Raw genomic sequence first — 25,358 nt, 5'->3', positions numbered from 1 at the left:
TACCTTCTAACAGGTCCTTCACATTTCCCCCATTTCCCACTTGGATGAGCGGTGACCCAGGTAGCACCACCCGTCTCCCAACAGGAGATGCCCACCCCCCCGAAGCCCGCCAAGGTCCGCGACCCGTTCTTCGACAACGCGAAGTTCCTCGCCATCCTTCTGGTCGTCGCGGGACACACGATCGTCGGCCTGCGGAGCAAGGTGCCGGCCGCTGACGCGGCCTACATCTACGTGTACCTGTTCCACATGCCGCTGTTCATCGTGATCACCGGCTACTTCTCGCGGAACTTCACCTTCGGCGGCGGCAAGGCCCGCAAGCTGATCACCAACCTCGGCGTCCCGTACGTCATCTTCGAGACGCTCTACTCGATCGTCGAGTGGCAGGTCACGGGCAACAAGTTCAGCATCAGCCTGCTCAACCCGGTCTACCTGACCTGGTTCATGCTCGCGCTGTTCATGTGGCGCCTGTCGACCCCGGTCTGGCAGCAGATCCGCTGGCCGCTCGCCGTCGCCGTGGCGATCTCGCTGATCTCCTACACCGGGCCGCTGTCGGGCCAGCTCGACATGCACCGGGTCTTCGGGCTGGTCCCCTTCTACGTGCTGGGCCTCTGCCTCAAGCCCGAGCACTTCGAGTTCCTGCGCCGCCGCTGGGTCCGCATCAGCGGCGCGGCCGTGCTCGCCGCCGGGTACGCCTTCGCGTTCTACGCGAAGGACCACATGAACTACAAGTGGATGTACTGGCGCGACTCGAACAAGGCGCTGGGCGTCGACAACCTGGTCGGCACCGGGATGCGGATCGCCATGCTGCTGTCCGCCGTGATCCTCGTCGCGGCCTTCCTCGCCGTGGTCCCCCGCCGCCGCACCTGGTTCACCGTGCTCGGCACCACGACGATCTACGCCTACCTGCTGCACGGCTTCCTGGTGAAGTACCTGCAGTACAAGGAGTGGGACCACGTCGACTGGCTGCAGAACGTGCCCGGCATGATCCTCATGATCGTCGTGGCCGTGGGCGTCGCGACGTTCCTGTGCAGCAAGCCGACCGTCAAGGCGTTCCACTGGGCCGTGGAGCCGAGCATGAGCTGGGCCTTCACCAGCCTCCGCCGGCCGGCCGCCAAGCCGAAGCCCAAGCCCGAGGCCGGAATCGAGCCCCCCGCGGGGTCCTGATCCCCCTTCGCCCGGCATCGAGAAGGCCGTCCCGCTCGCAGGAGCCCGGGGCGGCCTTCTCGTATGCCGCGACGGGCTTCACCGAGGCTTCATGTTCCCGACGCCCGAGCTTGGAGGCTTGCCCGTGTTGAGGACATCAAAGCGTGATCGTGGTACGGGACGTGGGGAAGGGCCTATGTCGGTAGGCTTGGGCGGTCTTCGCTGTTCTGTCGTCGTCTGCTAGGTCGTACATGAGCCTCGGTAACAAGATCGTCCTCAGTGTGGTCATCCCGGTCCACGGGGTGCAGGGGTACGTTCGTCAGTGTCTTGAATCCGTCCTCGAGTACGAGGGGGACGACATCGAGATCATCGCGATCGATGACTGCACCCCCGACCTCAGCGGGCAGATCCTGGACGAGATCGCCGCCACCGACCACCGGGTGCGGGTCAAGCACCTCGAGGTCAACGTGGGCCTCGGCGAGGCGCGCAACGTCGGGCTCGGGCTCGCCAGCGGCGAGTACGTCTGGTTCGTCGACTCCGACGACTGGATCACCGAGGGATCCGTCACCGCGATCATGGAGCGGCTCGCCCGCGGCGAGGACCTCGACGTCCTCATGCTCGACTACGCGCGCACCTACTGGAACGGCCGGTTCAACCGGTCCGTGCAGCGCAAGCTGTTCCGCGAGGACGAGACCAGGCCCGCGGTGTTCCAGCTCAAGGACCGCCCCGAGATCCTCAGCATCCTGCCCTACGCCTGGAACCGGGTGATCAAGCGGCAGTGGCTGCTGGACCTCGGCCTGCGCTTCACCAAGGGCTTCTACGAGGACTCCCCCGTCTCCTACCCGGTGCTGTTCGCGGCCGACCGCATCGCGATGCTCGACCGGGTCTGCTACGCCTACCGCCAGCGCCGCACCGGGTCGATCACCAAGACCCAGGACCGCCGGCACCTGGACGTCTTCGGCCAGTACGACACGATCTTCGGCTTCATCGACTCGCGCAACCTCGGCGGCCACGGCCTGCGCAAGGTCATGTTCGATCGGATGATGTGGCACCTGCTGATCATCCTGGCGCTCGAGCACCGCATCGCCAAGGAGATCCGGCCGGAGTTCTTCCACCGGACCTCCGAGCTGTACAACAAGTACAAGCCCGAGGGCTACACCCCGCCCGACGGTATCGACGGCATGAAGTACCGGCTGGTCGAGCGCGACGCCTTCGCGGCGTTCGAGCGCTCCCGGATGATCAATCGGGTCCGCGTCAGCGTCAAGAAGCAGATCCGCAGCGGCAAGAAGCAGGTCCGCCGCGCGAAGGTCGCCTCCAAGGGCAAGCTGAAGGGCCTGTACTACAAGACCCAGCTCCGCGCCCCGATCGACGAGAACCTCGCCGTCTACGCCTCCTACTGGCTGCGCGGCGCCGCCTGCAACCCGGCCGCGATCTACTCCCAGCAGCGCAGGCTCGCCCCGGGGATCAAGTCCGTCTGGGTGGTCCGCAAGGGCACGGTGAAGAACCTGCCCGAGGGCGTCCCCTACGTGATCGCCGGGACGCGGTCCTACCTGCGGACCATGGCCCGCGCGAAGTACTTCGTCAACAACGTCAACTTCACCGACGACCCGGTGAAGCGTCCCGGCCAGGTCTACCTGCAGACCCAGCACGGCACCCCGCTGAAGAAGATGGGCCTGGACCAGATGGACCACCCCGTCGGCGCGGCGGAGATGGACTTCGACCAGCTCATCGAGCGGGCCGACAAGTGGGACTACCTCGTCTCGGCCAACCCGCTGATGAGCGAGGCCTGGGTGCGCAGCTACCCGGCCAAGTACCAGCTCCTGGAGACCGGCTACCCGCGCAACGACCGGCTGTTCCACGCGACCCCGCAGGAGAGGGCCCGGCTCCGGGCCGAGCTGGGGATCCCCGAGGGCAAGACCGCGATCCTCTACTGCCCGACCCACCGCGACTACCAGAAGAACTTCACCCCGATGTTCGACCTGGCCAAGTTCGCCCGGGCGCTCGGCGACGACTTCGTGCTGCTGCTGCGCGCGCACTACTTCTACAAGGTGAAGGACCTCGGGCTGCCCGAGGGCAGCGTCATCGACGTGTCGGCGCATCCGACCGTCGAGGACCTGGCCATCGCCTCCGACGCGCTGCTGACCGACTACTCCAGCATCATGTTCGACTACGCTGTGCTCGACCAGCCCGTGGTGATCTACGCCAACGACTGGGACACCTACCGGCTGACCCGTGGCGTCAACTTCGACCTGATGGCCGAACCGCCCGGCGCGGTGGCGACGACCGAGCACGAGCTCGTCGAGACCTTCCGTACCGGCGCCTTCGGCGGTGACGCGGCGGCGAAGCTGCGCGGTGCCTTCCGTGCGAAATTCTGTGTCTGGGAGGACGGCCACGCCGCCGAGCGGGTCGTGCGCCGCGTCTTCCTCGGCGAGCAGCTCCCCCGTTAGGACGACGATCCACTTGGCCAGAACCGTGCAGCTCAGCGTCATCGCGATCACCCACGACACCGGAGAGTTCCTCGCCGAGTCGCTGGAGTCCGTCGCCCGCCAGACCCATCGCGATCTCGAGGTCCTCGTCGTCGACAACGGCGCCGGGGTCGACGTCCCGATGCCCGACGAGCGCTTCCGCGTGGTCCGCGGCGGGGCGCTGTCCCGCGGCGCCGCGCGCAACCTGGGCGTCCAGGAGGCGCGCGGGGAGTTCCTGGCCTTCCTCGACGACGGCGACCTGCTGCCGCCCGACTCCCTCGAACGGCTGCTGGGCTCGGTTCAGGCCTCCGGCTCCGACTTCGCGGCGGGCAACGTCTCGAAGATCACCGAGCTGGGCCGCAACTGGCGTTCCTGGTACCACCGCGACGCCTTCGCCAAGGATCTGACCGGCACCCATATCCGCCGCCACCGGCTGCTGTTCCACGACCGGTACATCACCGGCAAGGTGTTCCGGCGGTCCTTCTGGGACAGGGCGGGGCTGTCCTTCCCCGACGGTTCCTATCTCGAGGACCTGGCCGTCGCGATCCCCGCCCACTTCCGGGCGAAGGCCGTCGACGTGCTGTCCACGATGGTGCTGCGCCGCCGCAACTCCACCGACATCGAGCCGACCACCGACCCGCAGGACGTCGCGGACGGCTACGGCGCGATCGCCTACGTCACCGACGGCCTCGAGGGCACGTGGCGGGCGGTCGACCGCCGCCGCTTCGAGCTGACCGTGCTCGACCGGGAGCTCAAGGGCTTCCTCGACGCGATGCCCGACGCCGAGCCCGACGAGCGCATCCAGATCATCGAGGCCTCCGGCGCCTTCGCCGAGAAGATCGACGCCAAGGTGCTGGGCACGCTGCCCGCCCTCAGCCGCCTCAAGTGGCACCTCGCCCAGCGCCGCATGACCATGGAACTGGTCAAGGTCGTCCGGTACGAGCGCGGCCGGACCAGCCCGTCGATCATCCGCAACCCCGTCCGCCGGTACGTGGTCTACCCGTACTGGAAGGACGAGAAGGTCGGCGTCCCGGAGGAGATCTACCGGGCGCGCGGCGAGGTGCGGCTGCGCAGCCGCACGTCCTCGATCGAGTGGCGCGACGGCCGGCTCGTCGTCAAGGGCGAGACCTACATCAACTCCGTCAGCATGCGCCGCCGGTGGACCTCCACCAAGGGCTTCCTGCTGCGCAACGGGTCCCGCCGGATCCCGGTCCGGGCGAAGCAGACCAAGGTCAAGAAGGCCTGGACGGGCTTCGAGTTCAGCCTCAACCCGTCCCGGCTCAAGCGGTTCGGCCGCTGGCAGGACGGGGTCTGGGACGTCGACGCCGGGGTCTTCAACGCGGGCGTCTACCGGCACGCGCTGCTCAAGGGCGGCTCCAGCGGCACCGGCTCCAACCCGCCCTACTCCTATGTCACCGACGACGTCCGCGTCGTTCCCCAGATCATCGAGGGGAAGCTGCGGATCACGGTCGAGACCGTCCGGGCGAGGGTCACCTCGCTGCTGTGGCGCGACGGGGTGCTGGAGCTGACCGGACGGGTCGCCGAGGGCACGCCGAAGAGCATGGTCATGATCAACGGCGAGTTCCGGGTCCCGCTGGACCTCACCGCGAACGGCTCGGACTTCACGGTCCGGATCAACCCGTCAGAGCTGCCGCCGATCCCGATCAGCCCCGGCAGGCTCGACGACACCGAGGCCTGGCGGGCCGAGGTCGACGGCGTCCGCCTGGTCGTGGGCGAGGAGGTCGGCGAGACCGCCGAGCTGTCCGGCACGCGCGAGCTGACGGCCGGCAAGAACGCCTCCGGCTACTTCAAGTTCGGCCTGCGGACCGCCCGGTTCGTGATCTCCGGTGTGGCCTGGGCGGAGGGGAAGGTCGCCGTCACCGGCACCCACCCCGTGTACGCCGACGGCACCCTGGTGCTGCGCAGCCGGGGCCGCCGCCTGGAGTACCCCCGTCCGCTCGTCGACGGGACCGCCGAGCTGCCCGTCACGTCCGTCCCGACGATGGCGGGCCTGCTGCCGCTGCGTCCCGGCCGCTGGGACGTGCTGTTCCAGCCGGCCGGCGACCCGGACGCCCCCGCCCTCGCGGCGGCCCTCGGCTCGGCGGTCGAGCTGCCCGCCCCGATCGAGGCCGACCTGCGCGGGTACTCGCTCGAGATCCAGGGCAGCCGGCTGGTCGTGTCGGTCACCGGCGACCTCACCGCCGAGGAGCAGTCCTCGGCCACCCGGCTCCGGCAGGAGGCGCGGGCGCGCGTCCAGGAGAACGGGCTGCGCGACGCGGTCCTGTTCTCCTGCTTCAACGGCAAGCAGTACTCCGACTCCACCCGCGCCATCCACGAGGAGCTCGTGCGACGCGGCAGCACGCTGGAGCAGCTGTGGGTCGTCAACGACGCCCAGGTGGAGCTGCCGCCGACGGTGAAGGCCGTCCGGCTGAACGGCGAGGACTGGCACGAGGCCGTCGCCTCCTCCAGGTACATCGTCACCAACCACCGGCTCGGCGACTGGTTCCAGCGCCACCCCGACCAGGTGGTCGTCCAGACCTGGCACGGCACCCCGCTGAAGAAGATCGGCAAGGACGTCAAGGAGGTCCACTTCGCGTACGCGCCCGGCATGAAGAGCGCGCTGCAGTCGGCGGGGCCGAAGACGCCGCCGCTGCCGGAGTGGACCCACCTGCTGTCGCCGAACCGGTTCAGTTCCAAGATCCTCAAGCGGGCCTTCGGGTTCACCGGCGAGCTGATCGAGGCCGGGTACCCGCGCAACGACGTCCTGTACTCCGCCGACGCCGACGCGATCGCGAAGTCGGTGCGCGAGCGGGTCGGTATCCCGGCCGGCAAGAAGGTCGTGCTGTACGCGCCGACCTGGCGCGACGACCAGTTCTACGGCCGCGGACGCTACAAGGCCGACTGGCGGCTCGACCTGGACGCCTTCGCCGCCGAGCTCGGCGACGACCACGTCCTGCTGGCCAGGCTGCACCCGAACGTGGTGGACGGCGCCCCCGCCCACCCGCTGGTCCACGACGTGTCGACCTATCCCGACATCGCCGAGCTGTACCTGGTCGCCGACCTCATCGTCAGCGACTACTCCTCGGTCATGTTCGACTACGCGAACCTGCGCCGCCCGATGCTGTTCTTCACCTACGACCTGCCGCACTACCGCGACAAGCTCCGGGGCTTCTACTTCGACTTCGAGAAGGAGGCCCCCGGCCCCCTGGTCGAGACCTCGGCGGAGCTCATCGCCGCGATCCGCGACATCGACGCGGTCTCGGCCCGCTACACCGCCGCCTACGACGCCTTCTACGACCGCTTCTGCTCCCTCGAGGACGGCAAGGCCGCCTCCCGCGTGGTGGACCAGGTCTTCAAGCTCTAGAAGGTGAGTCTTCTCAGGACGTAGGTCCTCCGCTCGCCGGCGGCTTCGACCAGGAAGGCCCCGCCGGCGGGCGTGACGTCCGAGCCGAACAGATCGCCCCGGCGCGCCCTGCCGGGAACACCGCGGGTGTCCTGGGTGAACTGGTGGGACCGCTTTCCGGTCAGGCCCTTCCGGCTTCCGTACAGGACGGTCACCGAACCGGCGTCCTTGATCTTCCCGACGTCCTCGCGGGGCGTCCCGGCGATCAGGTCCGCGCGGCCGTCGCGGTCGACGTCGGCGGCGGCGAGCGTGGAGCCGAAGCCGTCGTTCTTCTCCCCCTTGCCGGGAACGCCCGGGGTGTCCTGGGTGATCCGCCGCCAGGCGGTGAGCCCCGACCGGCCGCCGTGCCACGTCCTGATCTCGCCCCGGCCCGCCCGCCCCTCGGAGGGGGCCGCTACGTCGCCGATCCCGTCGCCGTCGAAGTCGCCGACGGTGAAACCCTCCGTGAGCCCGGAGACGGCCGTCCGGGTGAGCCCGGCGGCGCCGCCCCGGTAGAGGCCGACGCCGATCCCCGGCATGAAGCCCTGGACCTCTGCGAACAGATCCGTCCTGCCGTCGCCGGTCACGTCGGCCGCCGACAGTCTGAGCAGATCGGCGCCCACGTCGAAGGAGCCGGTGACGTCGTAGCGCCTGCCGCTGCCGGTCAGGCCCGGTACGACGAAGAACGCCGCGGCCAGCGGTGTCGCGTAGGCCAGATCGGCCTTGCCGTCGCCGTCGAAGTCGCCGCCCGCCAGCGATGCGATGGCCGCCTCGACCTTCTCCGCGCCGCCGTCGAGCTCGACGACCGGCCGCTCGACCCGCAGGACCCGCCGGCGCTCGCCGATCCCGGCGCGGCTTCCGTAGCGGATGACGATCTCGCCACTGTCCTCCTTCGCGGCGGCGAGGTCGGCGTATCCGTCCCGGTCGAAGTCCCACGAGGTCGTGAGAGCCGCCCGGAAGGGCAGGCGCTGCCTCTTCCGGGCGGGCCCGTAGAAGATCGACAGCGAGGCCCCCGAAGCCAGGACGGCGTCGGTTTTTCCGTCGCCGTCGAAGTCGAACGCCCGGGCGGGCTTCTTCGCGGCGGCTTCGGCCGGGAGCGGCGCGAGAGCCGATGCGGACACGACCAGGGCGAGGACGGGAACTACAGGATGCTTCACGTGGTTTCTCCCGATTCTTCATGCCGTGCGCCGTGAGACGCGGAACAGAAGAGAAAAGTTCAGTGCGATTTCGGATACATGCGAGATGACAGAAATGTCGGAGGTATTCCCGTAGAATCCCTCGTTGATCAGTTGGGGTTCCTGCGACCGGGGAGAGACATGCGACGGATTCTGGCGGCCTTTGTCACGCTCGGATGTGTGGTGTCGCTGGCAGCGCCCGTCGAGGCAGCCGCGGCCAAGAAGATCAAGTCGGGGATCGTGTTCAACGACCCCCGGACCCGGGCCGGAGCGACCAAGGTCGAGAACGCCATCGTCTCGGTGATCAAGGGTGCTCCGGGCGGCTCGAAGATCCGCATGTCGATGTACCAGTTCACCGACGCCTACATCGTCGCCAACGCGCTGATCGCCGCGAAGAAGCGCGGCGTCGACGTCCGGATCATCGCCGACCACACCAGCCTCGACCGGTGGCGCGCGGGCGGTAAGACGACGGCCTACGAGAAGGTCGCGGCGGCCGTCGGCGGCAAGGCCAAGACCTGCCCGGCCGGGCGCGGCTGCGTCGGCAAGCAGATGAACCACAACAAGTTCTTCCTGTTCAGCAGGAGCCGGGGCAGCAAGAACGTGGTCATCCAGACGTCCCAGAACCTCATGCAGACCGGCGGCCTGACCACCGACTGGAACGACGCCGTCGTCCTCGCCGACAACCCCGGCGCCTACAACGCCTACAACCGCTACTTCAACGCCCTGTGGGCGGGCAAGAGCAACCTGAACATCTGGAAGACCCTCGGCGGCCCGGCCAACGGCGCCGGGGTGACCGTCCAGTTCTTCCCGAAGGCGTCCGGTGACCCGGTCGCGGGGATGCTGAACAAGGTCAGCTGCACGTGGGTCGACTACGGCGGCGGCAAGCACCCGACCGAGGTGCGGATGGCGATGAGCGACATCAACGTCCAGCGCGAGTGGGTGCTGAGCGCGCTGACCAAGCTGAAGAAGAAGGGCTGCGTCGTCGAGGTCCTCACGACGATCGACACCCGGAAGGCCCCCGAGCAGGCCGTCCTGAACGTCCTGCGGGCCGGCGGCATCACCACCGACTACGCCGACCCCAACCGCACCCAGAACCTGATGCACTCCAAGTACATCCTCGTGAAGGGCCGCGTCGGCAAGCGGACCGGATTCTTCATCTGGACGGGCAGCGCCAACATGACCTTCGGCGCGCTCCGCTCCAGCGACGAGACGATGATCCAGTTGAAGCGGGTCGGCACCCTCAAGAGCGCCAAGATCCACGCGCTCTACCTGTGCAACTTCCGCAAGGCACGGGCGTTCCTCTACGGGCAGCGCATCTCCTGCTGAAAATCAGCGCGAACTTTTCCGGACTCACGGCCATCTCACGTCGCACCAAGGTCAACGCGACGGGGATGGTCCGTGGAGAAGAGAGTCATCGCTACGGCGGCCGCCCTGGCCTGCCTCGCGCCCGCCGTTCCGGCGGACGCCGCGCCGAGGAAGGCCGCCCGTGCCTTCGACTTCAACGGGGACGGCCGCCAGGAGACGGTGATCGCCTCGGCGTTCCGGAACCTGACGCTCGTCGCCTTCTCGACCGGTAAGCGGCAGAAGCTCACGATCCGGGGGGACGGGTCGTACGCCTCCGCCGACTTCGACCGGGACGGCCACGCCGACCTCGCCTCGAACGGCCCCGGCGGCGTCACGGTCGTCTACGGCTCGAAGCAGGGGCTGAGCAAGCGCAGGGTGTTCCTGCCCACCGGTCCCGGCGCGATCGCGAGCCAGAGCCTGGCCGCCGGTGATCTGAACAAGGACGGCCGCGCCGATCTGGTCGCGGGCGTCGGCACCGGCTACTGGACGCTCTACGGCGTCGGCAGGGGCAGGCCCAGGAAGGTCCACCGGCTCATCGGCACGCCGGTCTTCGGCGGCTCCGAGTGGGACCACGCCGAGCCGGACGGCTACTCCCCCGTCCTCGGCGACTACGACGGCGACGGCCGCCTCGACGCGGTCCTCATCCCCGCGGGCGGCCTCGGCCGGGACATCTCCACCGGGCACGCCAGGGTGTGGCCCTACTCCTACGCCCCGGGCACCCCCACCGGCCTGGACGCCCCTCGTTTCACCGCCCTGTCCGGCGGTGTCGTCGGCAAGGCGGGCGACTTCAACGGCGACGGCCGCACCGACCTCGTCCACGGCGGCGACGTCTACGTCGACGAGGCGCCGTTCGCGGCGGAGGTGTACATCGACTACGGCGGCCTCGGCGGCTTCGGCCGCCATGTCGTCCTGAGCCAGGAGACCAAGGGCGTTCCCGGCAGGCACTTCAGCGACAGCAGCGACAACTTCGGCCGGAGCCTCGCGGTCGCCGACGTCAACGGCGACGGCCGCGCCGACCTCGCCGTGGGGAACCCCACCGACACCGAGGGCCGGACCGAGAGCCCCGGCCGCCGGCTCTTCCGCAACAGCGTGACGGTCCTGTTCGGCGGCCGCACCGGCATCACCACCCGGGGCGTCCGGCGGATCACCGCCGCCTCCCCCGGCATCCCCGGCCCCACCGGCGTCAACGACGAGTTCGGCGCGGCCCTCCGCTTCACCGACGTCAACGGGGACCGGCGGCCCGAACTCGTGATCGGCGCCCCGGGCCCCCACGCCGTCTACACGCTGCGCAACGTCAGGGGCCGGCTCCAGACCGCCCGACCCGGCGTCCTGCGCCCCGGCTCCTTCCATCTGCCCCGCACCTTCTTCTTCGGAGGCATCCTCTGATGACCCGCCACCGCCTGCTGACCGCGGCGGTCGCCGTGACCGCCGCGACCACCGCGATCTCCCTCCCCGCCACCGCCCACGCCGCCCCGAGGAAGCCCGCCAGGGCCCACGACTTCAACGGCGACGGACGGCAGGACATCGCCGTGGGCGTGCCGGCGAAGCGCACCGTCGCCGTCTCCTACGGCCGCAAGAAGCAGAAGCTCACCTCGGGACGGACCGGGTTCGGCACCGCCCTGGCCTCGGCCGACTTCGACCGCGACGGCTACGCCGACCTCGCCGTCGCCGGTCAGGGCGCCGTGACGCTCGTCTACGGCACGAGCAAGGGGCTCGGCAAGCGGAAGCTCATCATCGCCGTGGGCGCCGGGACCATCGCGGCGAAGAGCCTCGCCACCGGCGACTTCGACGGCGACCGGAACATCGACCTCGTCGCGACCGCGGGCGACGCCTACTGGGTCTTCCGCAACACCGGGCGCGGCCGCTTCCAGGGGACCAGGACCGTCCCGGTCGTCCTCGACGCCGAACTCGCGCAGACCTCCACCTACGCGCCGGTCGCGGGCGACTTCAACGGCGACCGGCGCACCGACCTGGTCCTGCTTCCCGGTGGCACGAGCCGCAGCGGCCCCGGCGAGTCCGGCGACCCGATCCTGCGGGCCGACGGCTCCCCCACCGGGCTCGGCCCGGCGGTCGCGACCGGCCGGACGGCGGGGGACACCGGCGTCGCCGGTGACCTCAACGGCGACGGCTACGCCGACCTCGTCCGCGGCGGCAACATGCTCCGCTGGGACTCCCCCGACCGCGGAGACGTGATCATCTCCTACGGCGGGGCGAACGGCTTCACCCGCGAACGGATCTTCAACCAGGACACGCCCGGCGTCCCGTGGGCGGTCCTGCCCGACACGTCCGAGAACTTCGGCGACGCCCTGGCCATCGGCGATCTCAACAAGGACGGCTACGCCGACGTCGTGGTCGGCGACCCCTTCGACAAGGACGGCCGCTACGACCCGAAGAAGGGCTACACCGGCTTCGACCGTCCGGGCTACGGGAGCGTCACCGTCCTGTACGGCTCCCGTTCGGGCCTGACGACGAAGCGGGCCCAGCGGTTCACCCTCGGATCCAGGGGAGTGCCCGGAAAGGGCCGTGACCGCGACGGTTTCGGCACCGCGCTCGCACTCCTCGACCTGGGCGGGGACCGGCGCCCCGAACTGGTCGCCGGGGCCCCCGGCATCGGCACCGTCGTCATCCTCCGCAACCTCAAGGGCCGCCTGAGCGGGCCCGGCTCCACCGCGCTCAGGCCCTCCGCCTTCAAGCTCCGCGCCCCCGCCTTCGGAACGGTCGTCTCCCGATGAAAAGGACCCTGGTCGTCACCGGCGTCATGCTGGCCTCGGCCCTGGCCTCGCCCGCCGCCCACGCCGCCGCGAAGAAGCCCGCCAAGGCCTACGACTTCGACGGCAACGGCAAGCCGGACCTCGCGCTCGGCGCCCCCGGGGCGAAGATCGTCGCCGTCGTCTACAGCGGCCGGAAGAAGAAGAGGAAGCGGCAGGTCACCGGGGGCCGGGCCGGTTTCGGCACCTCCCTGGCCTCGGCCGACTTCGACCGCGACGGCTACGCCGACCTCGCCGTCGCGGGCAGGGGCGCCGTCACGGTCGTCCACGGCTCGAAGAGCGGCCTCGGCAAGCGCAGGAAGACCCTGAAGACCTCCGGCGGGACCCTCACGCGCCGCGGCCTGGCCGTCGGTGACTTCGACGGTGACGGTGATCCCGACCTCGTCGCGACGGCCGGGCCCCGGTACTGGCTGTTCGAGAACGAGGGCGGAGGCCGCTTCCATCGCACCGGGACCACCCCGGGCGGGACCGGCCCCACCGTGATCACCTACGCTCCGGTCGCGGGCGACTTCAACCGCGACAAGCGCACCGACCTGGTGCTCCTCCCGGACGGCGGCCCCGGCGGGGAGCCCGAAATCATGATCGCGATGGGCTCGGCCAAGGGCCTGAAGGCGCCCGCGGGGACCGGCCTCCGCGGCGGTGTCGTGGGCGCGGCCGGCGACCTCGACGGCGACGGGCACGCCGACCTGGTCCGCGGCGGCCCGGCCGGGATCCAGGTCGGCTACGGCGGCCGGAACGGGTTCAGCGCCGGCAGGGTCCTCACCCAGGACAGCCCCGGGATCCCCGGCCGGACCGCCGCCGGGACCGCCGAGAACTTCGGTGACGCCCTCGCCGTCGGCGATCTCGACCACGACGGCAGGGCCGATCTCGTCGTCGGCGACCCCGACGACGCCGCCGCCGGGACCGGCGCCCCCTCTCCCGGGAGCGTCACCGTCCTGTTCGGATCCCGCTCCGGCCTGACGGCCACGGGCGCGCGGCGACTCACGCTGGACTCCCACGGGGTTCCCGCCCGGGCGATGGCCCGCGACGGCTTCGGGAGCGCCCTGGCCGTCCTCGACCTCGCCGCCGACGGACGTCCGGAGATCATCGCCGGGGCTCCCGGGATCGGCCAGGTCCTCACCCTCCGGCTCACCAAGCGCCGCGTCACCGGGGGCTCCGCCCTCACCGCGCGGTTCCTCACCCTCCCCACGTCCTCCCGGTACGGAACGGTGGTCGCCCGATGAAGAAGATCCTCGGAGTCTCCGGGCTCATGCTCACGACCGTCCTGGTCGCCGTTCCCGGCACGGCCCACGCGGCGAAGAAGCCCGCCAGGGCCTACGACTTCAACGGCGACGGCCGCCGCGACGTCCTCGTCGTCTCCGCCAACGGCTTCGCCAAGGGGCAGCTCGCGCAGGGCGTGCTGGGCGTCCTGTACGGCGGCACCGGAAAGAAGCAGGCCTACGGGGCCGACGAGCCCGGCCTGCTGTCTCTTCCGGACGGCGTCTGGCAGGTGAAGGAGGCGGTCTCGGCCGACTTCGACCGGGACGGCTACGCCGACGTCGCCGTGGCCGGCGGCAGCACCTACCCGGTGCGGACGCTCTCCGTCGTGCTGGTCTACGGGTCGAAGAAGGGGCTCTCGCGACGCACGGCCGTCCTGCCGATGCCCTCGCTGCCCGCCCAGGGCTCCGCCTACAAGACGCTGCTGGCCGCGGGCGACTTCGACGGCGACGGGCGTCCCGACCTCGTGGCCGCCCCGACCGAGAGCTTCCAGCTCGGCTGGCGGGTCACGCTGTTCCGCGCCGTCGGCAAGGGCAGGTCGGCCCCAATCGCGGTCCCGGTGTCCGCGGCGGGCTCGGCGTCCCGGCTGGCCTCGGGCGACTTCACCGGCGACGGCCGCACCGACCTGGCCGTCACCACGATCCTCGACGACAACGTCCCCGGGCGGGTCCTGCTGCTCAAGGGCACCGCGACCGGGCTCGGCCCGGCCCGCCAGCTCGACGACTCCTCCACCTGGTACGACGCGGCGGCGGGCGACGTGACCGGTGACGGCCGCGCCGATCTGGTCGTCGGCACGACCATCGGGAAGGCGGGGCTCGTCCGGATCTATCCGGGCACGTCCGCCGGGCTCGGCAGGCCCGTCTCCTTCTCCAAGCGGACCAAGGGCGTCCCGGGCACGACCGAGCCCAACCTCGGCGACCGGTTCGGCTCCTCCATCGCCCTCGGCGACCTCAACGGCGACGGCCGCGCCGACCTCGCCATCGGCGACCCGTCGTACGGGGCCTTCGGCCGGGGCAGCGTCACGGTCCTCTACGGCGCGAAGAAGGGCTACACCACCAGGGGCGCCCGCATGATCACCGAGGACTCCAAGGGGGTCCCGACCGCCTCGCACTCGAACGAGAACTTCGGCGCCGACGTCACGATCCTCGACGTCACCGGCACGCGCGCCGCCGACCTGGTCGTCGGCGCCCCCGGCGAGTCGCGGATCTTCGTCTTCCGCACCGTCAAGGGGAAGGTCGCCACCCCGGTGAGGTCCTACACCGCCGGGAACCTCGGCATCGCCGGCAAGAGCCCCACCGGCTACGACGGCCTCGACTTCGGCTACTTCGGCCGCTGACCCATCCGCTCCCGGACTGGAGGACCCATGAGATCCGCCCCCGTGCTCGTCTCCGCCGCCCTGCTCGCGGCGGCGCTCGCCCCCGCGACGGCCGCGGAGGCCGCCAAGAAGCCCGCCAAGCCCTACGACTTCGACGGCGACGGGCGGCGGGACGTCTCGGTCATCGTCCCGGACGGCGCCCTCCAGGCCACGCCCGGCACCGACCTGATCGCCGTCCGGTACGGGACGGGACGGCGCCAGGTCCTCACCCGGAAGTCGGCCGGGCTGAAGAAGATCCTCCTCAACGACCTCGACCTCAACCCGCAGGCCGTCTCGGCGGACTTCGACCGGGACGGTTACGCCGACCTCGCCGGGATCGCCGGGCCCGAGGGGGTCAACCTCCCGTTCGTGATCTACGGCTCGAAGAAGGGGCTGTCGTCACGGGTCTCGGCGCTGCCCACGCAGGCGGGCATCCTCAGCGCGAACGGGCTGACCGTCGGCGACTTCAACGGCAACGGCCGTCCCGACCTCGCGCTCGGCCTGGGCTGGGGCGCCTCGGTCTTCTACGACGTCCACAAGGGCGGCAGGACCGGGGCCCGGCCCGTCAGCGGCACGAAGGCGGAGTTCACCCAGGTCTCGGCCGGCGACTTCAACGGCGACGGCAAGGCCGACCTGTTCACCATCGGCGACGACGGCCTCGACGAGCCCCGGGTGCTCTTCGGCTCCCGCGACGGTCTCCGCTCCAAGCCGCTGATCCTGCCGATCCCGCTCCCGGAGTACACGCTGAACCGGGAGCTGCGGCTGGCCTCCGCCGACTACGACGGGGACGGCGACCTCGAGGTGGCGATCAGCGTCCCGGGGGCCGTCAAGGTCTACGGCCAGGCCGGCGGCCCGCTCACCGAGCTCACCACGGTCTCCACGTTCCCCGCCGAGGCCGTGTCGCTCGCCACCGGAGACCTCGACAAGGACGGCCGGACGGACCTCGCGATCGGCTTCGCCTCCGAGGACAAGGTCCGCCTCTTCTACGGGAGCCGCAAGGGCCTGCGATACAAGAAGTCCGTCACCCCGTCGACCAAGGGCGTCCCGGGCGGCAAGGGCCGGAGGTTCGGCGTCCAGGTCCGTCTCAGCGACGTCACCGGCGACGGCCGGGCCGATCTCGTGGTCGCGGTGAAGAGCAGCGCCTACATCCTGCGCAGCACCGCCAGGGGCGCGGCCACCGGCCGTGTGACCACGATCACCGGCAGGACCTTCGGACTCAAGCCGTTCCACTTCGACGTGTACTGGGGGGCCAGGCTCCGCTGATCCGCGGCGGTCAGCCGTTGCGCAACGGCATGAGGCCGCCGTCGGAGGTGCCGAGCTGCTTGCGGTTGAAGGTCTTCACGCCCTTCGTCGACAGCCCGGCCTTACCGCCGGAGAACAGGTAGAAGCCCCCGTCGCGCGGGGCGACCGCGGTCAGGTCGGCGTGGCCGTCGCCGGTGACGTCGGCCAGGGAGACCCCGGAGCCGAACAGGTCGTTCTTCTGGGCTGCCCCGGGCACGCCCGGCGTGTTCTCGGTGATCGCCTGGACGCCGTTCGTGGTCACGCCCTGCTTCGAACCGAACAGCAGGTAGACGCCGCCCGCCTCGCGGGCTCCGCCGATGTCCTTGCCGGGGGCCGCCGCCGCGACGTCGGCGAGGCCGTCGCCGTTGACGTCGCCGACCGCGACGGCACCGCCGAAGTCGTCGCCGTCGAACCGGCCGGGCCGGCCCGGGTCGCCCTTGCCGGGCATGCCGGGGCTGTCCTGGGTGAGCGTGGCGGGCGCGGCGAGGCCCTTTCCGCCGCCGGGGAAGACGCGGATGCCGCCCGCACCGGGGCCGTCACCGCCCCACGGGGCCTGGGTGACGAGGTCGGCGTCGCCGTCCCCGTCGACGTCGCCCACGGCTCCGGCCGTCCCGGCGGGCCAGCCGGTGCCCTTGACCGCGCCGAGCCCCTTGGCGGTGCCGAGCGAGATCCGCAGGTTCTGCGAGGCCGTCCAGGGGTCGCCCTTGACGCGTCCCTGCGCGAGGTAGGCGACGTCGGTCTTCCCGTCGCCGGTGAAGTCGCCCGCGACCGGGAACGCCTCGCCCGCGCCCTTGATGACCGCGGTCTTTGGGTTGATCTTGCGCTTGCCGAGGTTGAGGTAGGCCCAGACCCTGCCGTGCCGGACGCCCAGCAGGTCGGCCTTGCCGTTGCCGTCGAAGTCGCCCGAGACGAGCCTGCTCCCGGCCTTCAGCCAGACCGCCCGCCCCGACAGCCCCTTCTTCGATCCGTACAGGACGGTCAGCGCCTGGTTGGAGCCGACGGCGAGGTCGGCGTAGCCGTCGCGGTCGAAGTCGGCGGAGGCGAGGGAGGTGCCGAAGGCCAGGTTGCGGACCGGCTTCTTGGCCTTGATCCGCTGGAGCTTCTTGGTCCTGGAGTAGCGGACGACCACGAGCCCGGCGCGGTTCTTCTTCGCGATCTTGCTTCCGGGGCTGCCGATCGCCAGGTCGCGGCGGCCGTCGCCGTCGAAGTCGCCGGGCTTGGCCGTCTTGGGAGCCTTACGGCCCGCCAGCGCCTCCGACTGGGCTGAGGCCGACACCAGCGGGATCATCAGGAGTGAGGCGGCCAGTACGGCTCCGAGCTTCAAACGACGACCCTTTCACCACGACTGCCACAACGATGATCGCAATAATGCCGAGTCCGGCGGACACCCACCAGTTGTTCACCGTAAATCGGATGAACCTCACCTGATCGGGCCACAGATCGGGGCCGGGCAGCGGGACGCCCGGCAGGTAACCGCACAGGCCGACGGCCAGGCGCGTCTGCATCAGCCCGTCGAGGCGGGTGGGCACCGGCATGAGCACCAGCAACGGGAAGATCAGCACGTCGTACCAGGCGTGCTGGACGGGCGAGGCCATCAGGACCGGCGCGCACACCGCGAACGCCACCCGGGCGGCGGACTCGACGGGGGTCGCCGCGAGCGTCAGCCGCCAGAGCATCAGCACCGCGATCAGGGCGGCGGCGGCGAACCCGAGCCTGGCCATCTGCGGTCCGCTCAGGTCGATCCCCCAGCCCGGCAGGTACCGCCACGGGTTGGTGGGCGCGGTCTGCTCGGACCTGTTCAGAACCGCCTCGACCGACTCCCAGCCGGCGGCCAGGTAGGAGCCGAGCCCCGTCACCAGGGCCCCGCCCAGCAGCCCGCACAGCAGCGGCAGCGAGCGCCGGGCCGCCCAGGCGAAGCCGAACCCGGCGAGCAGGAACGGCGCCTTCGTCCCGCCCGCGGCCCCGACCAGCGCGCCGGTCGCCAGCCCGGTCGCCCAGGCGGGCCACGGCAGCCGGAAGACCGCGAACGCCGCGACGAGCAGGGCCGCGCCGAACACGTCCGCGTGGGCGCCCGCCACGCAGACCCAGAGCATGAGCGGGTTGAGCGTCCACAGCAGGTGGGCGCGGACCCGGTCGGCGGCCAGCCGGTCGAGCAGGACGGCGACGGCCGCGAACGCCCCGAACGACATCAGCTTCAGCAGCACGGTGATCGAGGCCATGGACGCCCCGCCCACGGCCGCCGCGCCCGCGAACATCCAGTTCGCGATCGGCCCGTAGACCGAGGGAACGTTCCGCCAGGACTGCGGCGCGTAGGCGGCGACGGGGTCCCCGGCGTCGATCAGCCGCTGCACGGTGAACTGGTAGGGGTCGTGCCCGAGCCTGCCGATCCGCCCGTAGAGCGCGTAGCTCAGGACGTCGGTGGAGCCGCCGACCGGCACGACCGCCAGCAGCAGCGCCAGCCCCAGCCCACCGAGCAGCAGCGACCGGCCCGACGGCCGCCAGCCCGCGCGGGCCGCCGCGAGTCCGGTCAGGATCCCCGCGAGCCCCGTCCCGGCCATCAGGAAGGTCAGCCACACGACGGCCGGATAACCGGGCCGCGCCCCCAGCGACCAGCCGCCGGTCTCGGGGACGGCGGCCGACGGCCCGAGCAGGCACGCGCAGGCGCCGAGACCGGCCGAGACGGCGATCAGGGCGAGGGCGGCGGACCCCGCCCGGGGGGAAACGTACGACATGGCTGGGCAAGATTAACGGCATATCAGCCGTACCCCGCCCCGCCGGGTCTCGGCGATCTTCCGGAAACCCGCGACGGCACCGGGCCGCAACGCCGGGCTCCGCCGGGCGGCCAGCACGCACCCCACCCGGTACCTCTCGACGATCTTCGCGCGCTGCGCGGGCGTCGTGGCGGGGGCGAAGAAGATCCGGGTGTCCCTGCGCCGGGCGGCCTCGTCGACGAAGGGGTAGGGCCACGGAGGCACGACCGTGTAGGCGCCCCTGGCCACCACCAGGCGCCCGGGCCAGACCTGGTCGCCGAGGACCACGGTCCCCGCCCTGATCCGGCGGACCAGCGGGTCGTAGACCGTCGTGGTGGACCGGCCGCCCCAGGCCGTCAGGGTCCGCGGGTCGAGCGGGCCCTGCCAGGCCCTGACCAGCCCGCCGCTGTTGCCGACGATCCCCGCGGCGCAGGCGGCGACGGCCAGGCCCGCCGTGGCCCGTCGCTTCACCCCGTCGACCGCGCCCGTCCCGGCCAGAGCCGAGGCGAGCGCCAGGTGGAGCGGCAGCACCGCGACGGGCAGCGCCCTGGCCAGGGAGAACGTCCCGGTGGCCAGCCCCAGCCCGACCACGGAGATCGTCAGGCTGAACAGGAGCAGCAGCTCGCGCCCCATCGGCCGCCGGGACGCCCCGGACACCAGCGCGGGCAGCCCGGCGAGCGCCAGCCCGAAGTGGGAGAACCCGAAGTCCCCGCCGAGGTCGAGGGCGAGCCGGCGGTGGATCTCCGAGAGCCCGCCCGCGGCCCCCGCCAGGGCCGCCGGATCCGACCACGGCCACAGCAGCACGAGCCCGGCGGCGGCCGCGGCGGCGGCGTAGGCGCGCCGGTCCTTCAGCCGCCCCGGCCGGGCCAGGGCGAAGGCGGCCAGCCCGAGCCCGGTGTTGAAGGCCGTGAACGGATGGGTCAGCGCGATCAGCGCCAGGACGGGCACCAGCGGCCACCACCGCCGGTCGAGGTAGAGGTCCCAGGCCAGCAGCATCAGCCCGGTGGCCAGCAGGCTCGGGTAGGCCATCGTCCACGACAGCGAGAACAGGCCGGGGAAGCCGCTCCACTCCCGCGGCGACAACCCCCACAGCAGCAGCTCGAAGACGATGGCCAGGACGGCGACCGCCGGACCGCCGAGCCTGCGGCAGAAGCGGGTGAGCGCCCACAGCCAGACCGCGACGTTCACCAGCCCGGACAGCTCCAGGACGGTCTGGACCCGCAGATGGAGCAGCCTGGCCACCGCCGCGAGCGCGACCATCGGCGGCGAGAAGTAGGGGCTGCCCTCGACGGCCCCGACCATCGGGTCGACGGGCGACCAGGTGTCGCGCAGGAGGGCGTGCAGCACCCCTTCGTGCAGCCGCATGTCACCGGCCCAGGTGTGCCTGAGGGTGACCAGCGCGGCCCACGCCAGCACCAGGGCGGGCAGGAGGAGGCGCCTGGTCACCATGGTCACGCATCGTAACAGTGGGTAATCGGCTTCGCTCCGGGCATCTCCGGGCGTGAGTACGGTATGAACCACTGTGCGAATTTCACCGGAATCGTCCCGCGGAGGCCTCGTCTGGGCGCCGCCCGCGGCGGCGGCGCTCGGCTTCGGCCTGTGGGGCGTCACCGGCCCGTCCTTCTGGCGCGACGAGGCCGCCACGGCGGAGGTCGCCCGCCGGACGGTCCCCCGGATCCTCGACCTGCTCGGCCACATCGACGCGGTGCACGGGTTCTACTACCTGGTCGTCCATCTCTTCGGCACCCTCTTCGGAGACGGCGAGCTCGCCCTCCGGTTCCCCTCCGTGCTGGCCGGGGCCGTCACCGCGGCGGGCACCGCCGCGATCGGCCGCCGGCTCGGCGGCGACGCGACCGGGATCGTCGCCGGGCTGCTCACCGCCGCCTCCCCGCTGCTGATCCGGTACGCGCAGGAGGCCAGGCCGTACGCGATGGAGACGGCCGCCGCGGTCGTCGCGACCCTGCTCCTGCTGCGGGCGCTGGAGCTGGACCGGCGACGGGACTGGGCCGGTTACGGCGCCGCGATCGTCCTGCTGGGGCTGTTCAACGTCTTCGGGCTGCTGCTGCTCGGCGCCCATCTGATCACCGCGCTGCCCCGGTGGAGGCCGTGGGCGCTGACCGCGGGCCCGGCCCTGCTCCCGCTGCTGCCGCTGGTCGCGCTGGCCGCCGGGCAGCGGGACGAGCAGGTCTACTGGCTGGCCAGGCCGACCCTCACCGAGGTCGGCTATCTGGTGAAGATCATGTCGGGGGCCGGGTGGCTGATCGCCCCCGTCCTGATCCTGGCCGTCCTCGGGGCGGCCCTGCCGGACCTGCGGCGGACCGCCCTCGGCTGGCTCCTGGTCCCCCCGGCCGTGCTGATCCTCGTCTCCCTGGTCCACCCGCTCTACACCAGCCGCTACGTCCTGTTCTGCGCACCCGCCCTGTTCCTGCTGGCGGCGGGCGGGCTCACCCGGCTGCCGCGCCCGGTGCCGCTGCTGGGCACGGCCGTGCTGATCGCCGCGGCACTGCCCGTCCATGTGACCCAGCACCGCCAGGACGACCGCGCCGACGACCTGCGGGCGCTCGCCGGGATCCTGCGGCGGCACGAGCACCGGGGCGACGGCCTGCTGTTCGCGATCACGTCCCAGCGGATGATCATGGGCGCCTATCCCGGTCCCTTCGCCCGCCTCGACGATCTGGCCGTGGCCGTCCCGGGCGAGCGGTCGGGCACCCTGGCCGGGATCATGGAGCCGCCCGGGGCGCTGGCCGCGCGGCTCGCCGGGGTCGACCGGGTCTGGCTGGTCTCCCGCCAGGTCAACCCGAACGCCCCCGGCCAGGACGTCGACACGGCCAGGGTCGCCGCACTCCAGCAGGACTTCGGACGGGTCAAGGGCTGGAAGTTCAAGGGCGGCTACGTGTCCCTCTACCGGCGGCGCTGACCCGTCAGCCGGCGGACGATCCGGGGCATCAGCGGCCGGTCGGCGATCTTGATCGCGAGCTTGCCGCCGTTGGTCAGATACGGGATCCCCTTGCGGCGCACGCCCGCCGACCCCGACTCCAGCGAGCCCACCGGCACACAGCTCCCGCGGGCCGCCGCGTCGCCCGCCGCCACCTCGAAGTCCAGCCGCCAGATCCCGATCTGCCAGTCCCTGATCGAGGTCACGGCCGTGAAGGTGCCGTCCTCGGCGAGGGTCGTGCCCAGGCCCCTGGTCGCGCCGTCCCCGCGCAGCCTGCCGACCAGCCGCAGCGTGACCGCCTCGCGGCCCGCGGCCGGGATCCGGCCGTGCACGGTCAGCTCGCCCCGCTCCACCTGGGCGGTCGCCGCGATCTCCTCGGGGCCGCGGGCCCCGCCCGCGTCGATGCTCAGGTTCCGCCAGACCCTGGTGAAGTAGGGCCGGACGGTCGGCTGCCCCGCCCCGGCGACCTGGGCGAACCGCAGTCCGGGCTCACCGGCCTCGCCCTCGGCCAGCCGCTCGGCCAGGGGGATCCCGCGGAAGTCCGCCGTGACGAGGACGTCCCACAGGCCCCGTTCCAGCCGGACGCCCTCCAGGTCCAGCCCGTACCGGAACTCCGCGATCCCCTCCAGCGGGAAGGACAGCTCCCGCTCCGGGTGCCGGCGATCCCGCAGGACGAGGCTCAGCGGGCTCAGGCCGTCATGCGGGAAGTCCAGGACCCCCGTGATCACCAGACGTGATCCGGACCACTCCAGCGCCTTCAGGGCGGGCTTGAAGGGCAGCCGGTCGGTCACGTCGAAGCAGGAGTCCGGCAGGGTGCCGTAGCCGGGCGTCCTCTCGTAGGCGTGCCCGTCCCTGACGTCCAGCGCGGGCACCTCCCCCGACTCGGCGAAGGCGACGATCTCCCTGAGGAGCTCCCGCGACCCGTGCTCCAGGCAGTGGGCGACCTGCCGGACGAACGGGGAGAGCCGTGCCGCGATCCCGGGCGTCATGTGCGCCCTGACCAGGGCGAGTGCGCCCTCCTCCGTCACCCTTCTGTCCGCGTCGTCCGAGGCCAGGTAGCCGGCTCCGAAGCGCGGCATGATCTCCACCCGGAAGTTGCGGCGCAGCATCCGCTCGCGGGCCGGTCCCGGCTCGGTGTGCTCCTCGACGACCCGCATGACGCGCTCGATCGCCGGGAAGAAGTCGTGGTCGGGCGCCCCGCCGCGCTGCAGCACGCTGGTGCCGTCCTCGCGCTCCACCCAGAAGTAGTAGTCGTAGTCGGCCAGGACGGTCACGCCGCGGGCCCGGAAGTAGGCGGTGGCCGTGAACTCCTGGTCCTCGTGGGACAGCAGGCCCTCGATGAACCGCAGATCCTTGATCAGGTCGCGGCGGAACAGCTTCAGCGGCGCCAGGGTCGCGTACAGGTCGGGCACCGGCGCCTCGATCGTGGTCCTGGCCACGGTCTCGCGGAACAGCCTGACCGGGACCTGCCGCCCGACGCCCACGTACCGGCCGATGACGATCTCGGTGTCGTTCTCCCGGGCCGCGGCGACCATCCGCTCCAGGGCCTCGGGCCCGAGCCAGTCGTCGGAGTCGAGGAAGAACACGTACTCGCCGCGGGCCACCTCGAGGGCGGCGTTGCGGGGGGCTCCCGGCCCGCCGGAGTTCGCCTGGTGGACGACGGTCACCCGGGGGTCGGTCAGGGCGTCGAGGAGTGCGCCGCTGCCGTCGGTGGAACCATCGTCGACGCATATGAGTTCAAGGTCGGTGAGGGTCTGTCCGAGCGCGGAATCCACGCAACGGGCGATGGTCGACCGGCAGTTGTACACCGGAACGATCACACTGACTGTCACATCGCTGACCATCGGGTCTGACACAACGAGCAATCCTGTCAACTGGGAGCCCTAGCACGATAGTCGAAGTTCCCGCCATTAAGGTTCTGGCACGTGCGCGCTTTCCCCTTGAAATCTCCTGGACCACGCCCTCTCGACGTGATCATCTTCGCGGTCCCCGGTGCGCTCTGCATAGTCGTCAATCTCCTCGGGCTGGAGCGGCCCCCGATGTGGCGGGACGAGGCCGTCACCGCGGGCATGGCGGCCCGCCCGATCGGCCGGATCTTCACGACGCTGGGCTCGGTCGACGCCGTCCACGGGGCCTACTACCTGCTCATGCACCAGGTCGTCGGGCTGTTCGGCGGATCCGTGACCGTCCTGCGGCTGCCGTCGGTGATCGCCGCCGGGTGCGCCGCGGGACTGACCGCGCTGCTCGGCAGCCGGCTCGCCGGGGCCAGGGCGGGACTGTTCGCCGGGTTCCTGGTCGCGATCGCCCCGGCCGTCACCCGGTACGCCCAGGAGGCGCGCCAGTACACGATCACCACGGCGCTGGCCGTCCTGGCGACGCTGCTGCTGGTCAGGGCCTTCGATCGGGGAAGGGGCTTCCGCTGGTACGCGGTGGCGCTCGTCGCGGTCGGCGCCGTCCACCTGTTCACCCTGCTGCTCCTGCTCGCCCATCTCGTGACCGTGCTCGCCCTCGCGGCCGCCCGCCCGGACGGCCGCAGGCTCCTCCTGCGCTGGGCCCTGGCCACCGCGGCGGCGATGCTCCCCGTCCTGTGCCTGGCCTCCGTCGCGGGCGGGCAGACCGGCCAGGTCGACTGGATCAAGCCTCCCGACGCCACCGAGATCACGATCATGATCGACCGGCTGGCCGGGACCCCCGGCTTCCTCGGCATCTCCCTGGCCGCGATCCTCCTGTGCCGCAGCGCGGACGCCTGGCGGGTGGCGCTGCCCTGGCTGGTCCTGCCGCCGCTGGCCCTGACCCTCTACTCGGTCAACGAGGAGCCGTACTACGTCTTCCGCTACCTGCTGTTCTGCCTGCCGGCCGGGGCGATCCTGGTCGGCGCCGGGCTCGCCCGGATCCGCCTCCTGATCTCCCTGCCGGCGCTGGCCGTCGCGCTGGGGCTGGCCCTGCCCGTCCTGACCGGGCTGCGCGACGGCGACGACCGCCCCGACGATCTGCGCCTTCCGGCCCAAGTGATCGCGGCGGAGCGGCGGCCCGGCGACGCCATCGTCTTCGACCATCCCAACTACCGGCGGATCATGGGCGCCTACCCCGCCGCCTACCGGGGCCTCAAGGACCCCCTCCTGGCGGCGCGGGGCGACGGGCTGGACGGCGACCAGGTCCCGGTCACCGAGTACGCCGCCCGGCTGGAGGGCCTCGACCGGGTCTTCTACGTCCACAGCCGCTCCCCCGACGTCGTCGAGACCGTCGCCACCGACGCCCTCCTGTCCGCCAGCCGCAGGACCTGGTCGCGGATCGGCCAGTGGACCTTCCGCGGCGGCACCCTCTACCTCTTCGAACGCCGTCCGCTCACCCTCAAGTCCGGTCTCATGCGCGAGGACTGGCTCAAGGAGCGCGACGGCTGGATCGAGGACCGCACCGTGTCTTAGAGGGTTCGTCGCCGCCCGTTCACCTGACCTCTCGGACCGGGCCACCTGCACTCCCTAGCTTTTGAGGCCTCTGCCCGAC

16 protein-coding genes are annotated in these 25,358 nt (G+C 71.5%); 11 read left to right on the top strand and 5 right to left on the bottom strand.

The features are described from left to right. Positions 1-87 precede the first annotated feature (87 nt). The 3 genes from ABD785_RS37200 (at position 88) to ABD785_RS37190 (ending at position 6,972) form a co-directional block, all read left to right on the top strand. Positions 88-1,164: an acyltransferase family protein gene (locus ABD785_RS37200; protein ID WP_344838354.1), complete on the top strand. Its 1,077-nt coding sequence runs from the start codon at positions 88-90 to the stop codon at positions 1,162-1,164. A gap of 230 nt (positions 1,165-1,394) precedes the next feature. Further along, positions 1,395-3,590 carry a bifunctional glycosyltransferase family 2 protein/CDP-glycerol:glycerophosphate glycerophosphotransferase gene (locus ABD785_RS37195; RefSeq protein ID WP_344838352.1) on the top strand — a complete coding sequence of 732 codons (2,196 nt, stop codon included), beginning with the start codon at positions 1,395-1,397 and terminating at the stop codon, positions 3,588-3,590. A 13-nt stretch (positions 3,591-3,603) separates the two neighbouring features. Continuing rightward, positions 3,604-6,972: a bifunctional glycosyltransferase/CDP-glycerol:glycerophosphate glycerophosphotransferase gene (locus ABD785_RS37190; protein WP_344838349.1), complete on the top strand. Its 3,369-nt coding sequence runs from the start codon at positions 3,604-3,606 to the stop codon at positions 6,970-6,972. Here the strand turns inward: ABD785_RS37190 and ABD785_RS37185 are convergent. Further along, positions 6,969-8,147 (bottom strand): FG-GAP and VCBS repeat-containing protein, encoded by a 1,179-nt coding sequence (locus ABD785_RS37185; protein ID WP_344838347.1) that lies wholly within the window; start codon positions 8,145-8,147, stop codon positions 6,969-6,971. The two genes, ABD785_RS37190 and ABD785_RS37185, sit on opposite strands and share 4 nt — an antisense overlap. A gap of 159 nt (positions 8,148-8,306) precedes the next feature. Between ABD785_RS37185 and ABD785_RS37180 the strand changes: the two genes are divergently transcribed. From ABD785_RS37180 to ABD785_RS37155, 6 genes are all read left to right on the top strand, one after another. After that, on the top strand, positions 8,307-9,491 hold the full coding sequence (locus ABD785_RS37180) for a phospholipase D-like domain-containing protein (protein ID WP_344838345.1): 1,185 nt from the start codon (positions 8,307-8,309) through the stop codon (positions 9,489-9,491). 72 nt (positions 9,492-9,563) lie between these two features. Further along, positions 9,564-10,895: an FG-GAP and VCBS repeat-containing protein gene (locus ABD785_RS37175; RefSeq protein WP_344838342.1), complete on the top strand. Its 1,332-nt coding sequence runs from the start codon at positions 9,564-9,566 to the stop codon at positions 10,893-10,895. After that, complete coding sequence (locus tag ABD785_RS37170; RefSeq protein WP_344838340.1) at positions 10,895-12,241, top strand: VCBS repeat-containing protein; 1,347 nt, start codon at positions 10,895-10,897, stop codon at positions 12,239-12,241. The genes ABD785_RS37175 and ABD785_RS37170 overlap by 1 nt, the downstream gene beginning before the upstream one ends. Further along, on the top strand, positions 12,238-13,500 hold the full coding sequence (locus ABD785_RS37165; RefSeq protein WP_344838338.1) for an FG-GAP repeat domain-containing protein: 1,263 nt from the start codon (positions 12,238-12,240) through the stop codon (positions 13,498-13,500). The genes ABD785_RS37170 and ABD785_RS37165 overlap by 4 nt, the downstream gene beginning before the upstream one ends. After that, positions 13,497-14,870 carry an FG-GAP and VCBS repeat-containing protein gene (locus ABD785_RS37160; protein WP_344838335.1) on the top strand — a complete coding sequence of 458 codons (1,374 nt, stop codon included), beginning with the start codon at positions 13,497-13,499 and terminating at the stop codon, positions 14,868-14,870. Before ABD785_RS37165 ends, ABD785_RS37160 begins: the two co-directional genes overlap by 4 nt. Before the next feature lie 27 nt (positions 14,871-14,897). Further along, complete coding sequence (locus tag ABD785_RS37155) at positions 14,898-16,151, top strand: FG-GAP repeat domain-containing protein (RefSeq protein WP_344838332.1); 1,254 nt, start codon at positions 14,898-14,900, stop codon at positions 16,149-16,151. 10 nt (positions 16,152-16,161) lie between these two features. Here ABD785_RS37155 and ABD785_RS37150 read toward each other — a convergent pair whose 3' ends face one another. From ABD785_RS37150 to ABD785_RS37140, 3 genes are read right to left on the bottom strand one after another with little or no spacing between them, the layout of a single operon-like run. Beyond that, a complete protein-coding gene (locus ABD785_RS37150) occupies positions 16,162-17,445 on the bottom strand; it encodes an FG-GAP-like repeat-containing protein (RefSeq protein ID WP_344838329.1) in 1,284 nt (427 codons plus the stop codon). Then, on the bottom strand, positions 17,405-18,901 hold the full coding sequence (locus tag ABD785_RS37145; protein ID WP_344838326.1) for an MptA/MptB family glycosyltransferase: 1,497 nt from the start codon (positions 18,899-18,901) through the stop codon (positions 17,405-17,407). The genes ABD785_RS37150 and ABD785_RS37145 overlap by 41 nt, the downstream gene beginning before the upstream one ends. Positions 18,902-18,913: 12 nt before the next feature. Beyond that, a complete protein-coding gene (locus ABD785_RS37140) occupies positions 18,914-20,368 on the bottom strand; it encodes a hypothetical protein (RefSeq protein WP_344838324.1) in 1,455 nt (484 codons plus the stop codon). 73 nt (positions 20,369-20,441) lie between these two features. Between ABD785_RS37140 and ABD785_RS37135 the strand changes: the two genes are divergently transcribed. Beyond that, the gene (locus ABD785_RS37135) at positions 20,442-21,836 is read left to right on the top strand and encodes a glycosyltransferase family 39 protein (RefSeq protein ID WP_344838322.1); all 1,395 of its coding nucleotides are present in this window, start codon (positions 20,442-20,444) and stop codon (positions 21,834-21,836) included. On the opposite strand, the gene ABD785_RS37130 is transcribed toward ABD785_RS37135, so the two are convergent. Next, positions 21,821-23,686, bottom strand: coding sequence for a glycosyltransferase family 2 protein (locus ABD785_RS37130; RefSeq protein ID WP_344838319.1), 1,866 nt, complete (start codon positions 23,684-23,686; stop codon positions 21,821-21,823). The two genes, ABD785_RS37135 and ABD785_RS37130, sit on opposite strands and share 16 nt — an antisense overlap. Positions 23,687-23,824: 138 nt before the next feature. Here ABD785_RS37130 and ABD785_RS37125 point away from each other — a divergent pair, with 138 nt between their 5' ends. Further along, positions 23,825-25,279 (top strand): glycosyltransferase family 39 protein, encoded by a 1,455-nt coding sequence (locus tag ABD785_RS37125; RefSeq protein ID WP_344838316.1) that lies wholly within the window; start codon positions 23,825-23,827, stop codon positions 25,277-25,279. The last annotated feature ends 79 nt before the right edge of the window (positions 25,280-25,358 follow it).

The organism is Actinocorallia longicatena (genome assembly GCF_039534125.1).
GTDB lineage: Bacteria > Actinomycetota > Actinomycetes > Streptosporangiales > Streptosporangiaceae > Actinocorallia > Actinocorallia longicatena.
This window is presented reverse-complemented; position numbering and strand designations above follow the sequence as displayed.

Bases quoted from the DNA above. Each gene is read 5' to 3' on its own strand.
- ABD785_RS37200 (WP_344838354.1), top strand. From the start codon at position 88: ATGCCCACCCCCCCGAAGCCCGCCAAGGTCCGCGACCCGTTCTTCGAC.
- ABD785_RS37195 (WP_344838352.1), top strand. From the start codon at position 1,395: ATGAGCCTCGGTAACAAGATCGTCCTCAGTGTGGTCATCCCGGTCCAC.
- ABD785_RS37180 (WP_344838345.1), top strand. From the start codon at position 8,307: ATGCGACGGATTCTGGCGGCCTTTGTCACGCTCGGATGTGTGGTGTCG.
- ABD785_RS37170 (WP_344838340.1), top strand. From the start codon at position 10,895: ATGACCCGCCACCGCCTGCTGACCGCGGCGGTCGCCGTGACCGCCGCG.
- ABD785_RS37165 (WP_344838338.1), top strand. From the start codon at position 12,238: ATGAAAAGGACCCTGGTCGTCACCGGCGTCATGCTGGCCTCGGCCCTG.
- ABD785_RS37160 (WP_344838335.1), top strand. From the start codon at position 13,497: ATGAAGAAGATCCTCGGAGTCTCCGGGCTCATGCTCACGACCGTCCTG.
- ABD785_RS37155 (WP_344838332.1), top strand. From the start codon at position 14,898: ATGAGATCCGCCCCCGTGCTCGTCTCCGCCGCCCTGCTCGCGGCGGCG.
- ABD785_RS37145 (WP_344838326.1), bottom strand. From the start codon at position 18,901: ATGTCGTACGTTTCCCCCCGGGCGGGGTCCGCCGCCCTCGCCCTGATC.
- ABD785_RS37140 (WP_344838324.1), bottom strand. From the start codon at position 20,368: ATGGTGACCAGGCGCCTCCTCCTGCCCGCCCTGGTGCTGGCGTGGGCC.